Source organism: Paenibacillus sp. FSL R7-0210, assembly GCF_038009085.1.
GTDB lineage: Bacteria > Bacillota > Bacilli > Paenibacillales > Paenibacillaceae > Paenibacillus_AQ > Paenibacillus_AQ silagei.
In genome coordinates, this window is record NZ_JBBPAR010000001.1 from 3,317,824 (window position 1) to 3,341,634 (window position 23,811).

The following is a 23,811-nucleotide window of genomic DNA, read 5'->3' on the forward strand; positions in this document are numbered from 1 at the left end:
GATCTACTCCTTAATATTGCCGGATATTTGAATGTGGCCAATGCCCGATGTGCCGATAACCGCCCCGATGAGTACAGAACCGGTCATGATTAGCGGACACAGCAGATACGCCGAGAGTGGATGGACCACGAACTTGAACGACGAAGCCCCGAAGGAGGAGATCACAGCACCGGCAAGAATCTGCCCCAGAGTGTTCGCCAGCAGGATGCCCAGAGCCATTCCGGTCACCAGTACAAATATAGAACGCGCGTAATACTGTACAGTCAGATCTGAATTCCGGAAGCCCATCGATTTCATGACGGCAATAGAGTAACGGTCCTTGGCTACCAGCATCCGCATGAACAAGAGTGTAATCAGTACATTCAGGACCAGCATCACGGCTAGAGCAGCCCATGCAGCCTTACCGACTGAGCTAATGGTAGAGCCGAAGGTCTGCGTCACATATTCCCCGATATCGGACACCTTCGCATAACTGAACCGCTCTGCATATTCGCTCACCTTGCTGCTGATTAGCATGGAATCTGCAAGCTCCGCATAAATCACGGCCCACATGGCCTGATCAGAAGTCGTGGTGAAGGTGGCCTTGGCTGTTTTCCCGCCGTTGGTCACATCCGAATAAATCCCGGATACCGTAAGCTCCTTCGCTTCTCCGTCTACGAGCAGGGTCAGGGAATCACCGGCTTGCTTGCCCAGCTCCTTGGCATTCGCGGCGGAGAGGGCAATCTCATTCGCTGCAACCGGGCCATGTCCTTCACCATAGGCAACCGGAAAAATGGAATGGTCGCCCAGCTCAACCTTTATCCGCTCAACGACACCATTGTCCAGCTTCACGTTCAGCGCCTGAGTGGTCAGCACGGCAAAACGGAAGATCATCACATCCTGCTCCATCACCCGCGCAATATCTGCGGCCTTCTCTGCAATATGGTCCGTCTGCTGGATATCCATGCGCAGATCACTGTCACCGATGCCCATGTATGTAATGAAGCTTGGAGAGGAGATCGTATGATAGAGATTCTGGGGCACAATCATAAGGAAGGAAGAGATGACGAGCACCGCAAGCATGGTTGCATATAGAGCTTTTCTGGACAAGACATCCTTAACACCCAGGTAGACATTCGTGTTCAGCAGCCGGTTGCCGTTCAAGGTAAACCGCCCTGAGCCCGTCCGGGTCTGCTGGGATGTACCGAAACGGATGGCTTCGACCGCCGAAATCTTCCGGAAACGCTTCAGCACCCTGTTCACATAGGCAACAATAACGAGGAATACGAGCAGTACGCCAAGGATGCCGCAGGCCAGAGCAAGTGCCGGATGCGCACTTTCGCCCATATACAGCCTGATATTCTCAAGCAGCAGACCTCTGAAGCTGAACGATAATGCCAAGCCGAGGATACTGCCCAGAGCTGCTATCGCTGCATATTTAGCCAGATAGATTTTTTTGAGATCCGAGACGCGCAGGCCGATGGCCTTCATGACACCGATCTCCCGGTAATCGCTCTCGATGGTTGCCATGAGGGTGAACCGTATACATAGAAAAGCAATAATAACAACCAGCACACTCGCCAGCAGGATCACCGCAATCATCAGCCCGTCCGAGATCGCATTAAGCACTCTGAACAGGGGATATGTAATCACCGGACCGTTCCCCTCAAGTCCTGCTGCAGTATAGTCGGTCTCGAAGGCTCCCAGCATCGACAGGTCCTTCAATCTGAACTCAATCAGATATTCCGTGGTTCCGTACTGCGCCAGCTCCGCATAATCCTCCGCGCTGACGAGGAACCGCTTCGATGAAGCGAGCAGCGAGTTCATCTGTGAATCCCGCAGGAACCCCGCTACGGTGAGACTTGTATCCCCCACAGTAACCTTCCCTCCGGCCTTGACGGAGCCATCCTTCATATAACTGATCGGGACATACACCTCGCCGCCCCGTACATCAATCACATTCCCGTCCAGATCAAGCAGATAATCAAACTTCCCGCTCTGTGTGCTGAAGCCGTTATCCTGAACACTGTCCGCAAGCGTATGCCCGTCCATGACAATCCTCACGCCTTCTACATTGAGGAAATCAAGCACCTGGTAATCTTCCACCTTGTTGTTCTGCTCTGCAAAGGCCTTGAGCCGGGCTTGATCCAGCTGGCCGGAATGCATCTGCAGGAAATGAGGCGTCTTCGCTTGTGTCATCAAATGATCGATGGCCCCTGTCAGATTGACGACCAGAATGGCTGACAGAGAGACGAGCATGGCTGCAGCTGCTACGAACAGCATAGTCGTGAGCGTAATTCCCTTACTTGTGCGGATATCTCTGCGGATGATTCGGTAAAACATACGTTACCCCCTGCTCTCAAGACTTGTAATGGATTTGAGCCGATAGATCATGACCGAAGCAGCGCTTAACAGCAGCCCGGCAATGATGATGAGAAGTCCCATCCCCCGCCCGCTGCCAGTGCCGATGATCCGCCCCACACTATCCGCCAGAACTCCGCCGCTCACCAGCAAGGGAGTAAATACGTAGTCTGCCAGCACACCTGCCAGCATATAAGCCGCCACGAATCCTAGCTGTGAGAGCAGTCCGATCAATGACCAGGCTCTCCCCTGAACGGAATTGTCAATATTGGTGCGGACCAGATAATCCAGGGCCGTGTTCGTAAAGGGCAACATGGCAAAAAACATAAATCCGGCAGCGCCAATCAGCACAATATTCTCACGCAGTCCGAAGACGGCGATACTGATTCCTGAGCAAAAAAGCGACACTGCAAGCATGCGTACGAAATTTTTTTGTATATGCAGCATCCCTATAATGACACTCGACACCAGCATTCCCGATGCCATGACCGTCTCAAGCGTCCCCAGGACCGCACTGCTGGAGAACGCCAGAATCATCGGCATGGACAAGGTCTCGATGAACCCGATGAAGAAGGTCATGACCGAGGTCATAATCACCAGCACCAGTACTCCCCTATTCCCGGAGACTGCTCTCCAGCCTTCTTGAAATTCGCGGATAAAGGCCGGTGCCTGCTCCGTCTTCTTGGAGGTAAGACCGCTGCGGACCGCAAGCGTAGTAGGCACGGTTAGAAAAAAAGTACAGATGTCGATAATTAGCAGCAGCTTCACATCAGAGACTGTAAGCAGCAGCCCGGCAATGAGCGGCGAAATCAGATATTTGGCGGAGCCGGCAATCTGCACAAACCCGCTGGCCTTCGTATACTGCTCCTCGGTAAGCAGATCCGTTATCGTAGCCTTATAGGCGGGATCTAGCAACGAGGAGAATACCGAGCTTACAGTCACCCCTAAGCAGATCTGCCACAGCTGTGCATCTCCATTCAGCAGGCAGACCAGAATATAGATCAGACCTAAGGCAGAGAGCGTATCCCCCAGCACCATCAGCAGCCTGCGGTCATAGCGGTCCGCTAGCACGCCAGCGACTGGACTGAGTAGGAGGGAAGGCATGAATGCCAGTAATGTCACCAGCGCCATAGCCGAAGCCTGCCCGGTCTGCTGTAAGGTATAGATCCCCAGCCCGAACGCGGTGAGCCCGCCGCCGATAGCTGAGATCAGTTGTCCTGACCACAAAAACAGGAATCTGCCGAAGCCTGTGCCGGATCTATTCATCACCATTGCCCGCTTCCACTCCACCGGAGCCGCCGAACATCTGCATCACGCTCATCAGACTTCCGCTCCCGGCACCGAGCAGCCTTTCCACGTTGGTGATGAAGGCCAGAATGCGTGACATTCGCTCGTCCTCCGTCATTTCGACCATATCTTGGTCAAAAATGGTGGTGGCGTAGACCACAACCATCTCCATACATTCATACGGATAAGCCGTATTGAATATCCCCTGCTCGATCCCCTCGCTGATGATGGAGGCCAGAATCGGCGGAACGCCATGAATAACCGCCTTCTGAATCTTTTGATGCATCAGCGCATTCTGCGGCTTGTGGATATGCTCCATAATCTCCGTGCTGCTGCCGTCTCCGCTGCTGATGTTCAGCGCCATGACCGCACGGAGAATCCGCTCAATGACGGGGATGCTCTTGTCTTCAGCAATCTGCTGCGCGGCATGAAGGATAGTGGCATTCGTCCGCTCAATCAGCGCGTCCATAATATCCTCCTTCGACTTGAAGTGATAATACAGTGTCCCGCGCGCAATGCCGACCTTGCCCAGAATATCGCCCGTGCTGGTACCGTCGAAGCCCTTCTGTCCGAATAGCTCCTCTGCTGCGTCCAGAATCTCATTTCTGCGGGCTTCTGCTTCTTTTACAACTCTCATGGTCATGTCTCCTTATGTAAAGGTGGGATGATACTAACTTTGGGAGTAACTGTGATTGTGGCTTTGGATATAACCTTGACTGTAAGTGTACGTGCATCTTTGGGTGTAACTGTAGCTTTATTTGTAAATAAACAATCACCGACCGACTGTCTGTCTGTAAGTGATTATAGCATAGCATGCTTTTCTGAAACAAGGTAGCTTAAATTTTGCGTATACATTTGTCCAGTGCACCCACCCACCTCACAGCAGCAATTGTATTCGGTTTTTCGCATAACGCACAGCAGGGATTCTCCATAATCAGAGAATCCCTGCCTCACGCTCGCATTGTGCCAGAACCTTCTCCAGCCCGCTCACCAAGCTTTTGAGCACCATCAGCTTGCTTCCGGAGTCCAGCCGGTAATAGTTGCGGGTGCCGTCTTTTCGGACGCTAACAATTCCGGCCTCTAACAATATTCTAAGATGATGGGACACGACCGGACGGGAAAAATGGGTGATCCCTCTTATCTCGCCTACACGCATGCCCGGATCTTGCGGCCCTTGCAGCAAGGCCATCAGAATGGCTTGCCGGGTCTCGGCACCGACCGCGTTCAGCACCTTCAGCGAATTCTTGAATTGAGATGCCAGCTCATTCATAAGCTCCTGATCCATGAAAATCCCTCCTATGTGCTTCATCGTCACGAATCCTATCGTTTCGTTCAGCGGCTCATCCCTGGAGCAGTGACCAGAATCTTGCTGGCCAGGGCTATCATCTGTGCCCGCTCAACCACGGTAAGACCATCGGTTACCGCCGTAATCTGCCGCTCGATCTGCTCCCCGACCTCGTGAATAATCTTCCAGCCTGCCGGAGTAGCCCTCACATTGAATGCCCGCCGGTCACTCTCTGATACGGTACGCTCTACCAGCCCGCGGCGCTGCGCCCGGTCAACGAGCCCTGTAATACTGGATTTGTCGAGGCCCAGATGCTTGGCCAGCTGCAGCATTCCCGGCTCCCGGTCGCGCAGTATTCCCAGCAGACGGATCTGAATGATCGACAGATCATGCTCCGTGCCTATCCGGGCAAGGATATTCTGCACCAGGAAGGATAGCTGCACAAGGCTGTCTACCATCGACAGATCATCCAGCTTATCAAAAGAATTATCGTAACCGCTCATTGATTTCACTCCGCACTTTTGTATATTTCAGACCTGTTCGCTCCTATTGTACCACAGCAGCCGTTGACTTTGTACGCAATACAAACTATTATTGTTTGTATTACAAACCTTTTAGTTTGTTTCACAAACCAAAACACTCACCCGGGTAACTATCCGGGTAAATGGAGGCCTATTTATGTACGCTGCTATTGTAAGATCATTCGATTCAGGTCCGAAATACGAAAAGGTTGACGCTCCGGTACCTTCAGGAGAACACGAAGCTCTGGTGGATGTGCTGGCTGCCGGATTACATCTCCGGGTCCGGGCACAAGCCAATGGTTCTCACTACACGAGTACGGATGAACTTCCGTTAATCCCAGGAATTGACGGCGTCGGACGGCTCCCGGATGGCAAGCTGGTCTATTTTGTAGCCACCGATACGGCCCTGGGATCGTTCGCAGACCAGACCCTCATCGATCTTCGCCGTGCTGTCCCGCTACCCGGAGATGCTGATCCCGTGCTCATCGCCGCCGCGATGAATCCGGCCATGTCCTCCTGGGTAACTCTCCGCCGCCGCGTTCAGGCTAAGCCCGGGTTCAAGGTTCTTATTCTGGGTGCTACAGGCAACTCCGGGCAGATGGCCATGCAGATCGCCAAGCTTATGGGAGCCAGTCAGATCATCGCTGCCGGGCGGAACCCGGAACGTCTGCGTTCGCTTACACAGTATGGTGCAGATGTAGTCATATCGCTTACCGGAGATCCCGGGGCAGTGGCCCGGAACCTCGGCGAAGCCTCAGCTGAAGTGGATATCGTTCTCGACTATCTGTGGGGTGATCCTGCTGCACTCTCCATGCTCCCGATATTAACCCGCCGGTCCGACCGCAGCCGGCTGTTAACCTGGATTCAGATCGGTTCCATGGCAGGGGCGGACGCCGCGATTCCTTCCGCTGTACTCCGTTCTGCCAACTTCCAGATCATCGGCAGCGGCCAGGGGTCCGTTACGCCTGCCGGATATCTGGCCGAATTCCCGGCGTTGATCCAAGCGATTGCAGAGGGTCAGCTTACAGCGAACCCTGTAGTTTACCCGCTATCCGAAATTGAACAAGTATGGAAGACTCCGCCGGGCAGCCAGCAACGTATTGTCTTCGTGCCGCACAACAAGTAGTTTCCCGAACCCTCCAAGCAAGCTGTGTCCAGGTATTGTCAAGCTACGTTACTCCTACTGTAACTTCTGTTCTTGAACATTCTGGAAAGTAAGTGATAGACTTAGCAGGATATCCTTTTTGAAGGAACCTTTTAAGGAATCATACTTACGCATCATAGAACAGGGGGCCGAGGAGCAGTTGGCGATATATCTGGTAAGACACGGCAAGGATGACGAAGGATATCGCGGCGGATGGAGCCAGCGGGGACTAAATACCCAAGGCTACAGACAAGCCGAGAAGCTGGGCTGTTTTTTGAGAGAGAATTCGGCTTCATTCCCTATACAACGTATAGTTAGCAGCGATTTGCAGCGGGCGCTGGATACAGCCGGCGAGCTGGCAAGAGAGCTGGAGTTACCCTTAGAGCGCAGTATGGACTGGCGGGAGATGAACAATGGTGTGATCGCCGGTATGCCGAACGAAATCGTCAATGAACGGTACCCCGGCTTATACTTCTCAGGACTGCGGATGGACGAGTGTTACCCTGACGGAGAGAGTCCGCTCGATTTCTTCACCCGGATTCAAGAGACCTTCACCCGGCTCTGCGAAGAGCATTCGGACAGCAGCCCCGATGATAACATAATTATTGTTACACACGGCGGTGTCATAAATATCATCTATCACATCATCAAAGGGATCGATTGGAATAACCGTGGCAGTAAATTCCCGGCTTCCTATGCCAGCCTGCACAGAATTGAGCTTGTGGACGGAAGATGGAGCCTTTCTCTGGAAAATTATACGGTCTAGCTGCTGCCGCGGACTCGACGTTACGCAGGCAGCCTAGACCCATTCAACACAACAGCACACGCCCGGCTGCCGAGCTTATGCTCTCTGCTGCCGGGCGTGTGCTGTTACTGATGTTTTGAAATGATGAATCAGGACGTATAATTCTGCCCCAGCCCTAGACTGCTTAGCAGCTGTCTATAAGCAATGGAGGTGCGGTCTGCCGGAATATGGGCTTCAGCCTGCAGATCCAGCGGGAGATCCTCCGGCGTCTGCGATTCCACCATCTCCGCATCCTCCTGGAACACCTGCAGATTGAATTTCACCGTGTCCTCCAAGGGGGCGTTCTTGTCAAAATTCCGCGAGATCGGGCAGAACAGCCGGGTATAACGGGCCGACACCGGAGAAGCACAGTTCAGAATCTTCAGCCTGCCCTCATCCGGGAAATAGACAGTTAGCGAAGCGGCGAACGGTGCGAATACACGGAACTCCCGCAGCCACTGGAAGCCTTCCGGCGCAGGATTCTCCTGCCCTTTGCCATAGTTGCTGACCGTGCTCCAGTATTCGGCCACCAGCTCCGTCTCCCCTTCACGCCACACCTTGTACTGGGGGACCTCTGTATTATTGCGGTCACCGAAGGTTGCCGTATGCACGTAAGCGAAATGGGATACATCAAGGAAGCCTTCCATCTGCCGCCCGGACGAGCCGGCAATATCGAAGCTTGGGATCAGAATATTAATATAGTCGGGATCATCCCAGGCCGGGAAGGCGGGAATCTGCTCCGGCGCATCTGCCAGGCAGGTCCAGATCAGACCGTAGCGTTCGATGGCCGGATAGACAATCAATTTCAATTTGGGCGAGATTTTGGCGCTTGGATGTGCCGGTACCGCAGTACATTTCCCCTCACAATTATAGCGGAACCCGTGATACGGGCAGACAATCTCCCCGTTCTCCACCCATCCCTTACTCAGCGGGGCTCCCCGGTGAAAACACAGATCCCGGGCAATAACCACCTTGCCTCCGCTGCGGTAGCATACCAGCTTCATATCCAGCAGCTTCACAGCCACCGGCTGATCCTGTACCTCTGCTGCTGTAGCCACCGGATACCAGTACTGGGCCAGAATACGCCAGTCTTCTGGCGAGAAGGTGCAATCACGCGGGAGTTCAAGCTCTGCCTGCCGTTTCTTTTCCTCTATCATGGCTGCCCCACCTCTCCATATATTATAGATACATAAGATTCCTTAATTATATGTCAGAATAACTGACTTGTGGAGTGTATTTTAAGCTAATTCCATCATGACAATCAATTATTTAGCTTAATATTTTGTATTCGAGCCTAAAATCAGCTATTCAATGTTATGCAAAATGACATATAAATTGATTTCTAATACCCATAAAATGCATGATTGACATTTCGAAGCTGCTGATTATAATAAGGTTATATTCCTTACACGGACTGTTACTGGGCAACCAGGCATGACCGAAAACGATTACATTTTTTTGTAATCCTTTTCGGTCATTTTTATTTGGCGGGGAGGTGAGTATGTATGAAGGTCATCAAAAAAGTGAACAACAATGTAGCTATTGCTATTAATGACAACAATGAGGAAGTGTTTGTGGTTGGCAAGGGCGTTGGTTTCCCAAAGACCCCCTATCAGTTAACTGAAACCGATATGGTGGTGGAGAAAATCTTTGTCGCTCCCAAAAACATCCGCATGTACGACTTGTTGAACAGCATTCCGATTGAGCATATCTATCTGGCGGAAGAAGTCATTACCATGGGCAGCGACATTCTGCATAAGACGTTCAATACCAATCTGCTGCTCACTCTCTCTGACCATATAAGCTTTGCTCTGGCCCGTACCCGTGAAGGTGTCTCCATCAAGAATCCGTTGGAATGGGAAGTGCGCACCCTATACCCGGATGAGACCCGTGTAGGTGAAGCTGCAGTCCAGTTAATTGAAGCTACAGCGGGAGTCCGCCTCCCGGCAGCCGAAACGACCCTGATTGCCTTACATTTTGTGAATGCCCAGGTGGGGTCTGGAGAAATGAGCGATACAACCAAAATTACCACCGTTACCGGCGAGATGCTGTCCATCATCAAATACGCGCTGAAAATTGATTTTGAGGAAGAGTCCATTCACTTCATGCGCTTCGCCACCCATGTCCGCTATTTCATCATGCGGCAGATGAGCGGCAAGTCACTGAAGAAAGAGAATGAAGCGTTGTTTGAGATGGTAACAGAGAAATTCCCGCGTGAACTGGAGTGTGTGGAGAAGATCGCGGCATTCCTGCAGAACAATTACGGCTGGAGCTGCACCAATGATGAGAAGCTGTATCTGATTCTTCACATTCAAAGGTTAATCTCCAACGACTAGACCGGACCTGCCCGATAATTGCATACTATGAATTGGACTGTTACTGATTCGATCAGGCATGACCAAGCACACGGGAATGACGATTCCCTTGGCTTGGTCATTTTTTTATTCCCAGACTACTTTATGTAAGGAGAATGGTCATGAATAACAAGGAATTGGCCCAAAACGTACTGGAGCTTGTAGGCGGCGAACGTAATATCTCATCGCTCACCCACTGTGCAACACGGCTGAGATTCGTGCTTAAAGAAGACAGAAAGGCCGATCTGAAGGCGCTGGACCGACTCGAAGGCGTACTGAAGGCGCAGAATGCAGGCGGGCAGGTTCAAGTGGTGGTCGGGAACAAGGTAGATGCTGTGTATGCTGAGCTGCGCAATCTCGCCTCGGAGAACCTCCAGAGCGAAGACGGGGATGTAGCTCCCAAAAAGAAACAAAATCCGGTAAATGTGGTCCTTGAGACGATTGCAGGCATCTTCACTCCAGTGCTCCCGGCCTTAATCGGCTGCGGTATGATCAAGTGCGTGGCTACAGTATTGGCAGCGCTAGGATGGATGGAAGGCTCCGGGTTCCTGTCCATCGTCAATATGATTGGCGATCTGATTTTCTACTTCCTGCCCTTCTTCATCGCTGTAAGTGCTGCCCAGAAATTTAAAACCAATCCGTATCTGGCCGTTGCGCTTGCTGCCGGATTAATGCATCCCGTGATTCTCGATGGCGCAGCCAAAATTGCCGAAACCGGCGTGAAAACAATCGATTTCCTCGGCATGCCGATCCTGCTGATGAAATATTCCTCGTCGGTGATTCCAATCATTCTGGGCGTGTGGGTCATGAGCTATCTCTACCCTGTAGTGGACAAATTCATTCCCAAGTTTCTGCGGGTGCTCTTAACTCCAATGATTGTATTGTTCATCATGATCCCGCTGGAACTGATCGTACTTGGACCGGTCGGCTCTTATATCGGTACTTGGCTGACCGACGGCATCAACTACCTGTATGCAACCGTTGGCGTATTGGCAGGTACGATTCTCGGGTTCTTCAAGCCCATTATGGTTATGTTTGGCATGCATTACGCCATTATGCCGATCCAGATTCAACAGATTGCCAGCATAGGCTCGACCATGCTGCTGCCGGCCTCTCTTGCAGCTAACCTGGCCCAGGCGGGAGCCGCCTTCGGTGTTTTCGTTCTCACCAAGAGCAATACGATGAAATCCGCAGCCGGGTCAAGCGGCTTCACCGCCCTGTTCGGCATTACCGAGCCGGCGATTTACGGCGTCAATCTTCGTTACAAACGGCCGTTCTTTGCCGGGTGTGCGGCAGCCGGAATCGTAGGCGGTTTCTACAGTATTGTTCATGCGAGTGCAAATGCCATCGCCCTTCCGGGAGTCTTGGCCCTGGGAACGTATACAGCAGACCGTTACGTCTATATTGTGATCGGGTCCATCGCAGCAGTCGTTCTGGGATTTGTATTCACCTTGCTCGCAGGCATCAAGGAAGATGCGGACGGGCAAGCCACTACGAAGGCTAAGAAGAACGCCGCTTCGCCGGCAGCCGCTCAGGATGCCACCCCTTCGGCATCCCGCGCTGCGGATACCGCTGGTATGCTGATCGTCAGCCCGATGACAGGTGAAATTAAGCCGTTAGCCGAGGTTGAGGACCAAGCCTTTTCTCAGGAGCTGATGGGCAAAGGCATTGCCATCGTGCCAAGTGAAGGCAGAGTCTACGCACCTTTTGACGGAGTGGTTGAGGCATTGTACAGAACCAAACACGCCATCGGGCTTAAAGCAGCGAACGGCGTGGAAATACTGATTCATATCGGCGTAAATACGGTGAGCCTGAAAGGCAAGCATTTCAAATCCTATGTAGAGCAAGGTCAATCCATTCAGGCAGGCGACCTGCTGGTGGAATTCGATTCCAAAGGAATTATTGCCGATGGCTACCCTACAATTACCTCTATTGTCGTGACCAACATGCAGCAGTTCGCCGATGTACTGACGGCCTCAGATAGCGGTTCAATCCAAGAAGGCGGAGCACTGCTGAAACTGATTCCGTAACTCATACTAATTAAGGAGGAACACTATAATGACGCAATCTCTGTTTCCGGAAGGCTTCCTGTGGGGAGGCGCTCTCTCCGCCTGTCAGGCGGAGGGTGCTTACAATATAGACGGCAAGAGCCTGACCATTCCTGATGTGATGAAATTCAACTCCAATAACGATCGTAAAGTAACCAAGCAGATGAAGATTAACCGCGAGATGATTGAAGAGGCCAAAAACGATCCGGATACGGTTAAATATCCAAAACGCCGCGGCATCGACTTTTACCACACGTTCCGTGAGGATATCGCTCTGTTCGCCGAAATGGGCTTCAAGGTCTTCCGTTACTCCATCGCATGGGCCCGTGTATTCCCAGGCGGAGACGATGCCGCCCCGAACGAGAAGGCATTGCAATTCTACGATCAGGTGATTGAGGAGTGCCTGAAGCACGGCATGGAGCCGCTGATCACCATTAGCCATTTCGATACGCCGATCGTGCTGATTGACAAATTCGGCGGCTGGTATAACCGCAGGCTGGTGGACTTATATGTCAACTACTGCGAGGTGTTATTCAAGCGTTACAAGGGCAAAGTAAAGTATTGGGTGACGTTCAATGAGATCAATATGAGTGTCAAAGCCGGAGCAAAAACGCTCGGAATTATTGAATACGATGCACCGAATTATGAGGAAATGCTGTTCCAGGGGTTACACCATCAGTTCGTGGCAGCCTCTAGAGCGACCAGACTGGCACATGAGATTGATCCGGGTAACCAAATCGGCAGCATGGTCGCTTACTTCACGACCTATCCGTACACCTGCAAACCGGAGGATGCCCTTCAGATGCAGAAGGATGACCAGATGAAAAACCAGTTCTTCCTCGATGTCTTGAACCTGGGCGAATATCCTTATTACGCCAAGACTTATTTCAAAGACAAAAATATCACGCTGCACATCGAGGATGGCGATCTGGATAGCATCCGTGCACATACGGCGGATTACATCGGTATGTCCTACTACAACTCCATGATCTCCAGCAGTGACACAGAGCAGCTCGAACTGACGGCAGGCAACGTACACAGTGTCTATAAAAACCCGCATTTGCCGGAAAATGAGTGGGGCTGGCAGATCGACCCTGTGGGGCTACGGTATACGTTGAATCTGGTGTATGACCGCTACCACAAGCCTGTGTTTATTCTGGAGAACAGCTCAGGCTTCTACGACAAGTTGAATGAAGACGGTACTGTGAACGATCCTTACCGCATAGATTTCTTGAGAAAACATATCGAACAGATGGGGCTGGCCATTCAGGATGGTGTCGAAATGATAGGCTATACCATGTGGGGGCCGATTGACATGATCAGCTCTTCTACCTCGGAAATGAGCAAACGTTACGGGTTCATCTATGTGGATCAGGATGACTACGGCAACGGGACGATGAAGAGAACCCGCAAGGATTCCTTCTATTGGTATCAGAATGTTATCCGGACGAACGGGGCCGAGCTGTAGGCAGTATGAATATACTACGGTCTGTCCAAAAAATACCTGGCGGTCTGCTCATCGTCCCCATGCTGCTGGCAGCCGCCGTCAACACGGTGTTTCCGCAGCTGTTCGGCATTGGTGATCCTACAACCGCTCTGTTTACCTCCAGAGGAACGATGGTGCTTATCGGCTTGATCCTGTTTGTATCCGGGACGCAGTTGGACCTCCGCCTGCTCCCTGCTACACTGAAGCGCGCCGGGGTGCATGTTCTGGCAAGAATCCTGATCGCCTGGATGTTTGGATGGGCATTCGTTTATGGATTCGGCATCGAGGGCTTTGCCGGTATTTCTGCCATTGCCTTCATCGCAGTGCTGACTAGCTGCAATCCGGGCCTTTACCTGGCGCTGATGAATTCCTACGGAGATGAAATGGATCAGGGAGCCTTTGGTATTTTGAACCTGATCGCCGTTCCGGTCATTCCGGTCATGATTCTGAACTCAGCCAGCGGGGCAGGAATTGATTATCTTAGCGTGGCGGCCACGCTGCTCCCTTTTGCCGTAGGTATACTGCTTGGCAATCTTGATGCTAACCTTCAGAAGATGTTTGCTCCGGGAACAGTGATCCTATTGCCATTCCTCGGCATCAGCTTCGGGTCTAGCATCAACCTGAGCCTGGCCTTCCGGTCGAGCTTATCCGGCCTGCTGCTAACCTTACTCTTCTTCCTGCTTTGTCTGCTGCCGCTGGTTATGATTGACCGTCACTTGTTAAAACGCCCGGGGTATGCAGCGGCGGCTACCTGTTCAGTCGCCGGTCTATCGATGGTTGTGCCCGGGATAGCTGCCGGTTTTAACCCGGCTTATGCACCATTTGCGGATACAGCTATAGCACAGATTGCTTTTACTGTCATCCTGACTTCCATCACCATACCTTATGTGGTTAAACGGCTGGCTGGAAAAGTGAACTCGGCCGAAGCCGGCCATTAGCTGCAACCAGAGACATAATACCAATTGCGGTCCATTGCCTTCCCAGATTCGGGTCTGCGATTGGGCCGCTTTAATTTTTAGCTAAAAATTTAACTAGGTTTCAAAATTTCACTTGCTTTATTAAAGTTATCAGCTATAATAAAAAACATATCAAGCAAAACAAATTACGGAAAACAAAATTCGAGGAGGAATTACAATGACAACACTTAATATCGGAATTATTCTTGGAAGCACACGCCAGGGCCGCGTTAGCCCGCAGGTAGGCGAATGGGTGAAGGGGATCGCTGATGCCCGTGGAGATGCTAATTACGAAATCGTAGATATTGCTGACTTCAAGCTGCCGCTGCTCGGGGAGAGCGACAGCTACGCTGAAGCTCAGGCTTGGGCAGCTAAGCTGGCTACCCTGGACGGATTCGTATTCATCGTTCAGGAATATAACCACAGTCTCTCCGGTGCGCTGAAGAACGCACTGGATTCTGCCCGCGAAGAATGGAACAACAAGGCTGCCGGAATCGTCAGCTACGGCTCCGCCGGTGGCGCCCGCGCCGCTGAGCATCTGCGCGGGATTCTCGGCGAATTGTCCGTCGCCGATGTTCGTGTCCACCCGCTTCTCTCGCTGTTCACCGACTTCGAGAACGGCTCGGTGTTCAAGCCGGCTGACCTGCATGCTGCCAATGTCAATGCTATGCTGGATCAGGTCTTGGCCTGGAGCGGCGCGCTGAAGACACTGCGCCAGTAAGAATTCATTCGAAGCAGTTCCAGATCTATACAAGTCCGAACATGAAGCAAGGGGAATCTCCAGCCAAAGGCTGTGGAGATTCCCCTTATTTGTTCTACATTTGTAATTCTCATAAGTAATTCTCGACCCTTATCGCGGAAGCAGCCGGCTGATCAGCTCTCTGCGGCTGGATACGCCTGTCTTGGCGAAGATGGATTTCAAATGATCCTGTACCGTGTAGGCGGAGATATGCAGCGATTCGGCCAGCTCCTTGGTCGATAACCCCAGCGCCAGCAGCTCTGCCAGCTCCTTCTCCCGCGCGGTCAGGGCGAAGGCTTCGGCCAGCAGCCGGAAAACATCGCCGGAGCGGGCACTTACCAAGGATACGGCGAGCTGTGTCTGCGGGCCGCCAAGCAGGCTTGCGGTAACTGTCAGATACGCCCCGTCTCCGATTGGAAGACTTATTCTTGCCTGAGAAGTCCCGGCTCCGGCGGGCTTCTTCGCGCCGAGCACCCGCAGGCAGACGGCACGCACCGGGCCTGGAAGCTGCCCTTCTTCCAGCTGCTCCAGGCTCCAGATCTGCTTCAGCCAATAACGGGCTGCTGCATTCGCACTGACCGGTACCAGCCGCTCACTCAGCACCAGAATACCGTTATCCTCCGGCACTGCCCGGTCCGCTCCGGATACCGGCAGGATAGAGGAATACGCACGCAGACGTTCAGCGATCAGCGAAGCTACCGAAGCCAACAAGGCACATTCCTGCTCCTGAAACGCCGGCTGGCCCAACTGACGGAATAAGGTCAGGAACCCCCAGCAGACCCCGCCTGTGCGCAGCGCTACGCGCAGCTCATCCCCGAATCCGGCGGGCTGCAGCACCTTGCGGTACCGCGCGCTTTTCTCCAGGCTTCCCCCGGTCACTCCGCTTAAGCAGACTGCCGGAATATCCGACACCGCTAACTGCTCATACTTCATATAATCCTCATGCAGATATTCATATTCGAACAATAGCGGATGAACCTCTTCAAGTCCCTGCTCCGTGACTGCCCCTGTGGTTAAAAGCGTGTGCGGGTCTACTGTCGTACAACAGGCCGCAGCGAACGGAACCAGCAGGCGGAGCCTGGCAATTACCGCTTCGCGGTACTGCTGTGAATCCAGAACCGGACCACCCCGGACAGGGTCAAGCTGTAATAGGCTATGTACTCCCTTGTTCATCTTCTGTCCTCCCCGAAATCCCACAAATGTGGGATAGTCTGCCGCCCGCCTTAGCAGGATAATGATACGTAACGTTAATTATACCGCAGATTCTGCAATCCACCACGAAGGACGGGAATACTTATGAAAACAGATATTGTAGTAATCGGCGGCTACGGGCATGTCGGGTCACAGATATGCCGGCTACTCGGGGCACAGCACCCCGGCAAGGTCTACGCGGCAGGAAGAAACCTGAACAGGGCCGAGGAATTCTCCCGCAGTACCGGCGGATATGTGAAGCCGCTGCGCCTGTCGGCAGAGAAGCCGCTTCCCCCAGAGCTGCTGGGGAAGGTCAAGCTGGTCGTCATGTGTCTAGATCAGCAGGACACCAGGCTAGCAGAAGCCTGCCTCCAGAGCGGCACCCATTATGTAGATGTCTCGGCAAGCGGAGACTTCCTGACTATGCTGCAAAGGCTCGACCCTGTGAAGCATAAGCTCAAGGCGGCAGCAGTGCTGAGTGTCGGCCTCGCACCAGGGTTAACGAACCTGCTTGCGGCACGGGCTGTCCAGGAGCTGGACCATACAGAGCAGATCGACATCTCGATCATGCTGGGACTGGGTGACAGCCATGGACAGGCGGCTATGGAGTGGACGGTGGACAACCTTGGAGCCGACTTCGAGATTACCGAACACGGCAGACCGCGCACCGCCTCAAGCTTCACGGAGGCTAAGACTGCGGATTTCGGGTTTGCTCTGCGGACGCATAGAGCCTACCGGTTTCCTTTTTCGGATCAGATGACTCTGCCTCAGACCCTTGCCGTACCTTCTGTCTCGACCCGGCTCTGCTTCGATTCACGGAGCATGACCTCAGCCGCAGCTCTGCTGCGCCGCACCGGACTCTCCCGTCTGCTGCGTAACCGGACGCTCCGCAACCTCGCGGTCCAGGCGTTCACCCGCTTCCGCTTCGGGTCCGAGCGCTACGCGGTCAAAGTCGATGCCTGTGGCATGAAGGACGGTATACCCGCCTCCAGAGAATACGGAATCACAGGCGTACATGAAGCATCCATCACAGCAGCAACGGCTGCTGGAGTCGCCTTGAGACTCTATGAGTCAGCACCGTCTCCCGGTGTCTATCACATTGAACAGCTATTCTCCCTTGATTCCAACGGGGAACAATGTTCGCTAATCCCTTCCGTCTCCGGCGGAACGGGACCGTCCTTCCGTTATCCGCTGGACGGACTGGCTATCTGGACCCGTTCCGGCCGGCCTTCACATGCTTAAGCTGAGCGACAATAATCACGCTGATAATCACCAGCAGGAACCATGAGCTGATCTTGCCAAAGCCTACCAGCTGCCAGCTCTCGTGCTGGTCCGGGTATTGCCACGCTCCCAGGAGGGTCGCAATATTCTCGGCCAGCCAGATGAAGAAGCCTACAATGGCAAAAGCCAGCACAAGCGGCATCCGGTACGTCTTACCCTGCACCCGGTAGATGATCCAGGTTCTCCAGAATACCACTACTACAAGGGCTGTCAGCCACCAGCGGAAATCCGGAATATAGTGGTGGGTGAAGAAGTTCAGGTAGATCGCTCCTCCCAGCAGTCCCGCAGCGGCAAGACCCGGCCAGCCGGTCAACTCCATCTTCAGCCTGCGCCAGATCTGGCACATGTAGCTTGCCACACTGGCATACATGAATCCGCTGTACAGCGGCACACCGAGCAGCTTCGCATAACCGGGTTCCGGGTAGGCCCAGGAGCCCATTTTTATTTTATACATCTCCAGCACCAGTCCAATTATATGAAACACACAGATGACCTTAAGCTCATCCAGCGTCTCCAGCCCGCTCCGGTACATCAGATACTGCACAGTAAGCAGGATTAGCAGAATCAGATCATAGCGGTGGATGAACGGCAGCTCTATTGTGCGGGTCAGGATTAACGTTCCAAAGATCGCTACAGGAAAAATACAGCTCATCGCCTGATGATACCCGAAGTGCAGCAGCCGTGTCATGACTCTCAATACCGTTCCCTCCCCGCTCCCGGTGTCCATTATTCTATAGCATCCGCTGTGTATTCCAGAATATCTCCCGGCTGGCAGTCCAGCGCCTTACATATCGCCTCAAGCGTTGAGAAGCGGATCGCCTTGGCCTTGCCGTTCTTCAGAATGGACAGGTTCGCCATCGTAATTCCCACCCGCTCCGTAAGCTCTGTTACGCTCATTTTCCGCTTAGCCAGCATGACATCAATGTTGATTATAATCGCCATGGTCGTCACCTCAGACTGTCAGATCATTTTCAGATTTCAGTTCAATAGCGTCTTTCAAAAGCTTCTGGAGAACTGCCGCGAACACGGCAATGACCAGCGAGGCAAAAATAAGGATCATCCCGATGACGATGATCCCCGGGGCATCATCCTTCTCCGCCATCAGATAGAACAGCGGCATACCTATAACGAATATCCCGCTGATGGCCACTGCGCAATGCTTGATATTCTTCAGCACCTGTACCGAAGCCTCCGAGAAGGCCATGTTCTGGTCAATATACCCCAGCAGCCTGAAGGTCTGATAGAGCGCAATGTAGAAAGGTACCGCCGCCCCGTATAAATCAATCATGACCAGAGCCTTGAGGTACGCATGCTCCGGATACAGCTCGGCTGCAAAGCCGGCGATGGACGGAACCGCAAAGATACACAGGGCCAGTGCACCCATGCCCAGCAGAAGAATCACAGCCTTCAAAAAAGTGGTTGAAGCGGGTTTACGTTTCATCAAGACAAGCACCTCACTCATTAATTGTGAGTTCAATTTAACACAGTATTTATCGTTTATCAATATATTTAGATCGAATAATAATATTTAATTATTGTTTTATCATTCCCGGCAGATGTCAATAAACCGCTGTAGCCCGGCTGACAAGGCCTCATTCTTGCGTGTACAGACGGCAATATGGTTGCTAAGCTGAATACCCTCCACATGTACCCGGCATAACTGCTTCCACTCCACATAATCCCGCACAGCCAGTGAAGAGATGAAGTTGGCGCCATACCCTGCCATAACCGAACGAATGACTTCGCCCAACCCGCTGAATTGCAGGGTCACACGCGGCGGCTTCAGGCCATAGGTTGTACAGAGCGAGACCAGACGCTCCCGGGTGGAGCTGCCTTCCTCACGCATCACGAACGGCTCCTGCATCATCTCCGGCAGCGATACCGTACCATTGGCAAAAGGATGGGAAGGGGCCACTACGAACCACAGCTCATCCTCAAACAGCTCCAGCCAGTCTACATCCTCCGGCTTCTCCTTGGCTCCGCCCCCGTAAAAGGCCACATCTGCTTCATGACGCTGCAATTGTTCAAAGGCCTGCGTGGAATTGGTCGTGGTAATCTCAATCTCCATCTCGGGCTGCCCTGCCTTGAACCGGGCGGCCCAGCCCGGGACCAGGAAATTCGCCGGAAGATAGGTGGCGGCAATGCGCAGCTTCCCCTTCCGTCCCTGGCGGTAATCCTCTACGAACTCCTCAATCCGTTCTTCATAGGTGAAGAGATTGCCTGCCTGCTTCGCCAGTTCTGTCCCGAAGGGAGTCAGCGAGATTCCCCGGCCGCTGGGACTACACAGCGGCAACCCCAAATCCTTCTCCAGCCTCTTGATCTGGCTGGTCACCGCCGGCTGGCTGATCCTCAGCCGGGCAGCCGCCTTCGTAACGCTTCCCGTCTCGGCTACATAATAAAAAAGCCTCAGTGCATGAATGTTCATAAATACCCTCCTATTCACGGGTTGTATTCATAACCTATACTTATGATTATACCATTAACATATATTAGTATTATGAATGATAATCCTTTATATTTAAAGCAGTTCTAATACACCAATACAAAAACACAACTAACGGAGGGATTCACATGGAAGAACAGAACAAATGGAGCAACGTAGACGCTTATTTCAATGACCGATTATTGGCGGCAGATCCGGTCCTGGATGCTGTGCTGGATGCGAATACAGGGGCCGGCTTACCGGCGATTGATGTCGCTCCGAATCAGGGGAAGCTGCTGCATCTGCTCGCTAAAATGAAGGGAGCGTCCAACATTCTGGAGATTGGCACCCTGGGCGGTTATAGCACCATCTGGCTGGCGCGGGCGTTGCCGGAGACGGGCAGGCTGGTCTCGCTGGAATTCGAGCACAAGCATGTTGTAGTAGCTGAGGATAACCTGAGAATGGCGGGGCTGGCAGACAAGACAGAGGTAATTGAAGGCCCGGCGCTGGATTCGCTGGCGCTGCTGGAAGCCCGGGGCTATGAGCCGTTTGACTTCATCTTCATTGATGCCGACAAGCCTAATAATCCGCATTACCTGAAGTGGGCGCTGAAGCTGGCCCGGCCGGGCGCAGTCATCGTAGCCGATAACGTGGTGCGTGACGGCGAGGTTATTGACCCGGGCAGTGCGGATGACCGGGTTCAAGGCATCCGGCAGTTCATGGAGCTGCTCGCCGCAGAGCCGCGTATAGATGCTACTGCAATACAGACAGTAGGCAGCAAGGGCTATGACGGCTTCGTGCTCGGGATTGTCACCACACAAAATAACCCCTAAGGATAACGAATAACCCGCAGGCAAGGATAGCAATGCTTATCCGGCCTTGCGGGTTATTTGTTGTTGCGGGCTCTTTTTCGCACACAGGCATCTGCCTATTCCTTCGATAAGCCCTCAATCACCTGATCGATATTCCACTTAATCATCTTCAGGTAGGTGTCTCCGTCTTCCCCTTCCTTAGCCAGAGAATCCGTGAAAATCTTGGAGTGCACCGGCACCCCGGTCTCGCGGGATATGGTCTCCATCGTCTTGGGGTTGACGCTCGTCTCCAGGAATAGCGCCGGAATCTGCTTCTCCTTGATAATGCCGATGATCCGGTTCATCTGCTCCGGTGTTCCCTGGCTGTCAGTGTTGATCTCCCAGATGAAGGCGGACTCGAAGCCATAGGCCTGGGAAAAGTATTTGAACGCCCCTTCACTGGTCACCAGCACGCGCTTCTCCTGCGGGACCTTGCTCACAGCTTCCTTGGCATATTGATCCAGCTCCGTCAGCTCCTTCACGTACGCGCTCTGGTTATCCAGATAATACTGCTTGTTGTCCGGGTCCCGTTCGATCACACGTGCGGTAATGACATCCACATACTTGACCGCGTTCTGTATATCCAGCCAGGCATGAGGGTCAACCTGGGACTCCTTCCCCTTCTCGGTTAGATACATCGGCGTGACCTCTTCGGAGACGGCAAACGCGGCAGCTTCCTTTTTCGTCACCTTCAGCAGATCCTGGAACCAGCCCTTGCCGGTCTCCAGATTCAAGCCGTTATAGAAAATCAGGTCCGCACTCGAGACCTTGCCTGTATCTGCGGGCAGCGGGTCATACATATGCGGGTCAGTGCCGATAGGCACCATGCTGTAGACCTCCGCCTTATCTCCGGTGATATTCCGGGTCATGTCTGCAATAATCGAATACGTGGCCACGATCTCCAGCTTACCGTCATCCGCTCCCCCTTTACTGGTGTTGGAGCATGCTGCGAGTAGTAGAATGAGTACGGATGCCGATAGTATTTTGAACAGTCTCATGCTTGCTTCAGTCCTTTCCGCAGAAAATTATTCTTGGGCGATATGATGAATGAAATGCTGAACAGGGTGACGCCTACCAGCACGATGGTTGCACTTGTCGGCAGATTGTAGCGGAAGCTCACGTAGACGCCGATGATCCCCGAGGCTGCCCCTACTGCGGAGGCTAATACGATCATATGCAGCAAGGAATTGGACCACAGATACGAGGTGGCTGCCGGGATGACCAGCATGGCGATGACCAGCACAATCCCAACCTGGGACAGGGAGGAGACGGTCACTACGGAGAGCAGCATCATCAGCAGATAATGATAAAAACCGGTCTTCAGCCCGTAAGCCTTCGCTACCACCGGATCGAACGAGCTGATCAGCAGCTCCTTGTACAGCAGTGTAATGATGGCAAGCACCGCCAGCATGATGATGAAGGATTGCAGCAGCTCGGATTGCGGAACGGCCAGAATGTTGCCGAACAGAATATGAGTGAGATCCAGCCCGCTGCGGGCGAACGTAATCAAGACAATGCCGAGTGCAAAGAACGAACTCAGAATGATGCCGATGGAGGTATCGCTCTTGATATTGCTGCGGCTGGTGATGAATTGAATGAGAATAGCGGCTAACAGGCCGAACAACGAAGCGCCCAGCAGGATGTTGATGCCCAGAATATAAGACAGGGCGACGCCCGGAAGCACCGCGTGAGATAAGGCATCGCCCATCAGCGACATTTTGCGCAGAACGATGAAGCTGCCGAGCGCCCCCGAGACAATCCCGAGGATAATCGCAGATAACCCGGCGTTAATGGCGTACACTGGAATATTCAGCAGGCTGGATAAGGACTCAAGCATGAGCGGCACCTCCCGCCCCTTGGATCATTACATTGCCGAGGGATGTACCGTAAGCTCTGCGGATGTTCTCCGTGGTGAAAGTATCCTGCACATCTCCGAAGGCGATTAGCTGCTTGTTGAGCAGAATGATTTTGTCAAAATATTCTTCGACCTCATGCAGATCATGATGCACCACCAGGATGGTCTTGCCTTCCTCGCGGAGCTGCTTGAACAGGTTCACAATGATGCGCTCGCTGACCATATCAATGCCGACAAACGGCTCATCCAGGAAAAACACACTGGCCTCCTGAGCAAGCGCCCGGGCGATAAACACCCGCTGCAGCTGCCCGCCGGACAAATTGCTGATCTGCTTATCCGCAAGGTCACCGATCTCCACCATCGCCATGCTGCGCTCTGCAATCGCTCTCTCCTTCTTCCCCGGACGCCGGAACAGCTTCAGGTTCGGAAAAGTTCCGGTCAGGACCGTATCCTTCACTGTAATGGGAAAAGTCAGGTCGATGTCATTCTTCTGCGGCACATAGGCGATATTCCGTCTGTACAGGGCAATGTCCTTCCCCTCTGCCTTCACCGTTCCGCTTCTCTTCTTGATCACGTCCAGCAGCGCCTTAATGAATGTGGATTTACCGGCGCCATTGGGCCCGATAATGCCTACCGAATGCCCGAAGGGGATATCGAGCGTCACTCCTTCCAGCGCCGAATGGCCGAAATAATCAACATTTAAACCTTTAATCTGAATCATGTCAGCACCCCGTCTCTTATTTGGTCTATCTAGTCTTTTTAGGTTTTGGGATTGGCCGTGACTCCAGAGAAGTTTTGGACTTCCGGCCGCTACCGCTCCTCCAGTTCCAAAATCCCCCTCCGCCACTTTTCCCGCAACTTGAATTATTCAGTTTAAACTATATAGCCTATTAATGTGTCTATTGTTTCTCATCTGCATATATGTTTCCTTAAGGAAACTTTTATTCTTATGGATAATATATTTGATCATAGGCAAATTGTCAACGGTAATTTAAATTTAAATTACAGTCGTGGCGTTGGTTAATGTTCAGGGGCAGCGCCTCCCTCTTAGCGGCAAACAGGTGGAAAAACGTATCTTAATTAGACCACTTCAGGCAAATGCATGGAAACAAGTGGAAATAGTGCAACTAAAATAGTTTGTTTGGGCTTCTGCAGCTAAATGGGCTGAAATTAAGTGTTGTTTATACAACTGTTGTCCGGGAAGCGCTCATTCGTTCATTAGCAAGTGGAGGAAATTCACCTATTTCCTGCGGTAAACGCCACTCTA

The 23,811-nt window shown here is 52.7% G+C and carries 23 protein-coding genes; 9 read left to right on the top strand and 14 right to left on the bottom strand.

Translation table 11 applies throughout. The features are described 5' to 3' along the window. Nucleotides 1-3: 3 nt before the first annotated feature. The 5 genes from MKY64_RS14565 to MKY64_RS14585 form a co-directional block, all read right to left on the bottom strand. The gene (locus MKY64_RS14565; protein ID WP_340953762.1) at nt 4-2,322 is read right to left on the bottom strand and encodes an ABC transporter permease; all 2,319 of its coding nucleotides are present in this window, start codon (nt 2,320-2,322) and stop codon (nt 4-6) included. A 3-nt stretch (nt 2,323-2,325) separates the two neighbouring features. Next, nucleotides 2,326-3,606, bottom strand: coding sequence for an MFS transporter (locus MKY64_RS14570; protein ID WP_340958082.1), 1,281 nt, complete (start codon nt 3,604-3,606; stop codon nt 2,326-2,328). After that, nucleotides 3,599-4,264, bottom strand: a complete 666-nt coding sequence (locus MKY64_RS14575) for a TetR/AcrR family transcriptional regulator (RefSeq protein WP_340953763.1) — start codon at nt 4,262-4,264, stop codon at nt 3,599-3,601. Before MKY64_RS14575 ends, MKY64_RS14570 begins: the two co-directional genes overlap by 8 nt. A 297-nt stretch (nt 4,265-4,561) precedes the next feature. Further along, nucleotides 4,562-4,912, bottom strand: coding sequence for an ArsR/SmtB family transcription factor (locus MKY64_RS14580; protein ID WP_339255713.1), 351 nt, complete (start codon nt 4,910-4,912; stop codon nt 4,562-4,564). 47 nt (nt 4,913-4,959) lie between these two features. Next, nucleotides 4,960-5,415, bottom strand: a complete 456-nt coding sequence (locus tag MKY64_RS14585; protein WP_339255711.1) for a MarR family winged helix-turn-helix transcriptional regulator — start codon at nt 5,413-5,415, stop codon at nt 4,960-4,962. A gap of 175 nt (nt 5,416-5,590) precedes the next feature. Between MKY64_RS14585 and MKY64_RS14590 the strand changes: the two genes are divergently transcribed. Next, nucleotides 5,591-6,559 (top strand): quinone oxidoreductase family protein, encoded by a 969-nt coding sequence (locus MKY64_RS14590; protein WP_340953767.1) that lies wholly within the window; start codon nt 5,591-5,593, stop codon nt 6,557-6,559. 178 nt (nt 6,560-6,737) lie between these two features. Then, complete coding sequence (locus MKY64_RS14595) at nt 6,738-7,343, top strand: histidine phosphatase family protein (protein WP_340953771.1); 606 nt, start codon at nt 6,738-6,740, stop codon at nt 7,341-7,343. Between the two features lie 128 nt (nt 7,344-7,471). On the opposite strand, the gene MKY64_RS14600 is transcribed toward MKY64_RS14595, so the two are convergent. After that, nucleotides 7,472-8,518: an aromatic ring-hydroxylating oxygenase subunit alpha gene (locus MKY64_RS14600; RefSeq protein WP_036729879.1), complete on the bottom strand. Its 1,047-nt coding sequence runs from the start codon at nt 8,516-8,518 to the stop codon at nt 7,472-7,474. Between the two features lie 348 nt (nt 8,519-8,866). On the opposite strand from MKY64_RS14600, the gene MKY64_RS14605 reads away from it, so the two are divergent. The 5 genes from MKY64_RS14605 to MKY64_RS14625 all read left to right on the top strand — a co-directional run bounded on the left by MKY64_RS14605 (nt 8,867) and on the right by MKY64_RS14625 (nt 14,926). Next, complete coding sequence (locus MKY64_RS14605; protein ID WP_339255706.1) at nt 8,867-9,697, top strand: PRD domain-containing protein; 831 nt, start codon at nt 8,867-8,869, stop codon at nt 9,695-9,697. Nucleotides 9,698-9,837: 140 nt separating this feature from the next. Beyond that, the gene (locus tag MKY64_RS14610) at nt 9,838-11,745 is read left to right on the top strand and encodes a beta-glucoside-specific PTS transporter subunit IIABC (protein ID WP_340953776.1); all 1,908 of its coding nucleotides are present in this window, start codon (nt 9,838-9,840) and stop codon (nt 11,743-11,745) included. 28 nt (nt 11,746-11,773) lie between these two features. After that, nucleotides 11,774-13,231, top strand: coding sequence for a glycoside hydrolase family 1 protein (locus MKY64_RS14615; protein WP_340953779.1), 1,458 nt, complete (start codon nt 11,774-11,776; stop codon nt 13,229-13,231). A 5-nt stretch (nt 13,232-13,236) separates the two neighbouring features. Beyond that, nucleotides 13,237-14,187, top strand: coding sequence for a 2-keto-3-deoxygluconate permease (locus MKY64_RS14620; protein ID WP_036729887.1), 951 nt, complete (start codon nt 13,237-13,239; stop codon nt 14,185-14,187). Nucleotides 14,188-14,383: 196 nt separating this feature from the next. After that, nucleotides 14,384-14,926, top strand: a complete 543-nt coding sequence (locus MKY64_RS14625; RefSeq protein WP_036729889.1) for an NADPH-dependent FMN reductase — start codon at nt 14,384-14,386, stop codon at nt 14,924-14,926. 129 nt (nt 14,927-15,055) lie between these two features. Here the strand turns inward: MKY64_RS14625 and MKY64_RS14630 are convergent, their stop codons facing one another. Continuing rightward, complete coding sequence (locus MKY64_RS14630) at nt 15,056-16,117, bottom strand: LuxR C-terminal-related transcriptional regulator (RefSeq protein ID WP_051478362.1); 1,062 nt, start codon at nt 16,115-16,117, stop codon at nt 15,056-15,058. Nucleotides 16,118-16,240: 123 nt separating this feature from the next. Here MKY64_RS14630 and MKY64_RS14635 point away from each other — a divergent pair, with 123 nt between their 5' ends. Further along, complete coding sequence (locus MKY64_RS14635; RefSeq protein ID WP_063830945.1) at nt 16,241-17,377, top strand: saccharopine dehydrogenase family protein; 1,137 nt, start codon at nt 16,241-16,243, stop codon at nt 17,375-17,377. Here the strand turns inward: MKY64_RS14635 and MKY64_RS14640 are convergent. The 4 genes from MKY64_RS14640 to MKY64_RS14655 all read right to left on the bottom strand — a co-directional run bounded on the left by MKY64_RS14640 (nt 17,340) and on the right by MKY64_RS14655 (nt 19,841). Further along, a complete protein-coding gene (locus MKY64_RS14640; RefSeq protein ID WP_339255694.1) occupies nt 17,340-18,113 on the bottom strand; it encodes a DUF817 domain-containing protein in 774 nt (257 codons plus the stop codon). The two genes, MKY64_RS14635 and MKY64_RS14640, sit on opposite strands and share 38 nt — an antisense overlap. A 29-nt stretch (nt 18,114-18,142) precedes the next feature. Then, the gene (locus MKY64_RS14645; RefSeq protein WP_036729893.1) at nt 18,143-18,358 is read right to left on the bottom strand and encodes a helix-turn-helix domain-containing protein; all 216 of its coding nucleotides are present in this window, start codon (nt 18,356-18,358) and stop codon (nt 18,143-18,145) included. A 10-nt stretch (nt 18,359-18,368) separates the two neighbouring features. Next, nucleotides 18,369-18,857 (bottom strand): DUF2975 domain-containing protein, encoded by a 489-nt coding sequence (locus tag MKY64_RS14650; RefSeq protein ID WP_340953788.1) that lies wholly within the window; start codon nt 18,855-18,857, stop codon nt 18,369-18,371. A gap of 102 nt (nt 18,858-18,959) precedes the next feature. Further along, complete coding sequence (locus MKY64_RS14655) at nt 18,960-19,841, bottom strand: LysR family transcriptional regulator (RefSeq protein WP_340953790.1); 882 nt, start codon at nt 19,839-19,841, stop codon at nt 18,960-18,962. Between the two features lie 146 nt (nt 19,842-19,987). On the opposite strand from MKY64_RS14655, the gene MKY64_RS14660 reads away from it, so the two are divergent. Further along, a complete protein-coding gene (locus tag MKY64_RS14660) occupies nt 19,988-20,671 on the top strand; it encodes an O-methyltransferase (protein WP_036729898.1) in 684 nt (227 codons plus the stop codon). A 95-nt stretch (nt 20,672-20,766) separates the two neighbouring features. Here the strand turns inward: MKY64_RS14660 and MKY64_RS14665 are convergent, their stop codons facing one another. Genes MKY64_RS14665 through MKY64_RS14675 form a run of 3 tightly spaced genes read right to left on the bottom strand, consistent with a single transcriptional unit; the run spans nt 20,767 to nt 23,262 of the window. Continuing rightward, nucleotides 20,767-21,687, bottom strand: a complete 921-nt coding sequence (locus MKY64_RS14665) for a metal ABC transporter substrate-binding protein (protein WP_340953793.1) — start codon at nt 21,685-21,687, stop codon at nt 20,767-20,769. Continuing rightward, nucleotides 21,684-22,526 (bottom strand): metal ABC transporter permease, encoded by an 843-nt coding sequence (locus MKY64_RS14670; protein ID WP_036729903.1) that lies wholly within the window; start codon nt 22,524-22,526, stop codon nt 21,684-21,686. The genes MKY64_RS14665 and MKY64_RS14670 overlap by 4 nt, the downstream gene beginning before the upstream one ends. Further along, a complete protein-coding gene (locus tag MKY64_RS14675; protein ID WP_200869588.1) occupies nt 22,519-23,262 on the bottom strand; it encodes a metal ABC transporter ATP-binding protein in 744 nt (247 codons plus the stop codon). Before MKY64_RS14675 ends, MKY64_RS14670 begins: the two co-directional genes overlap by 8 nt. Nucleotides 23,263-23,811 lie beyond the last annotated feature (549 nt).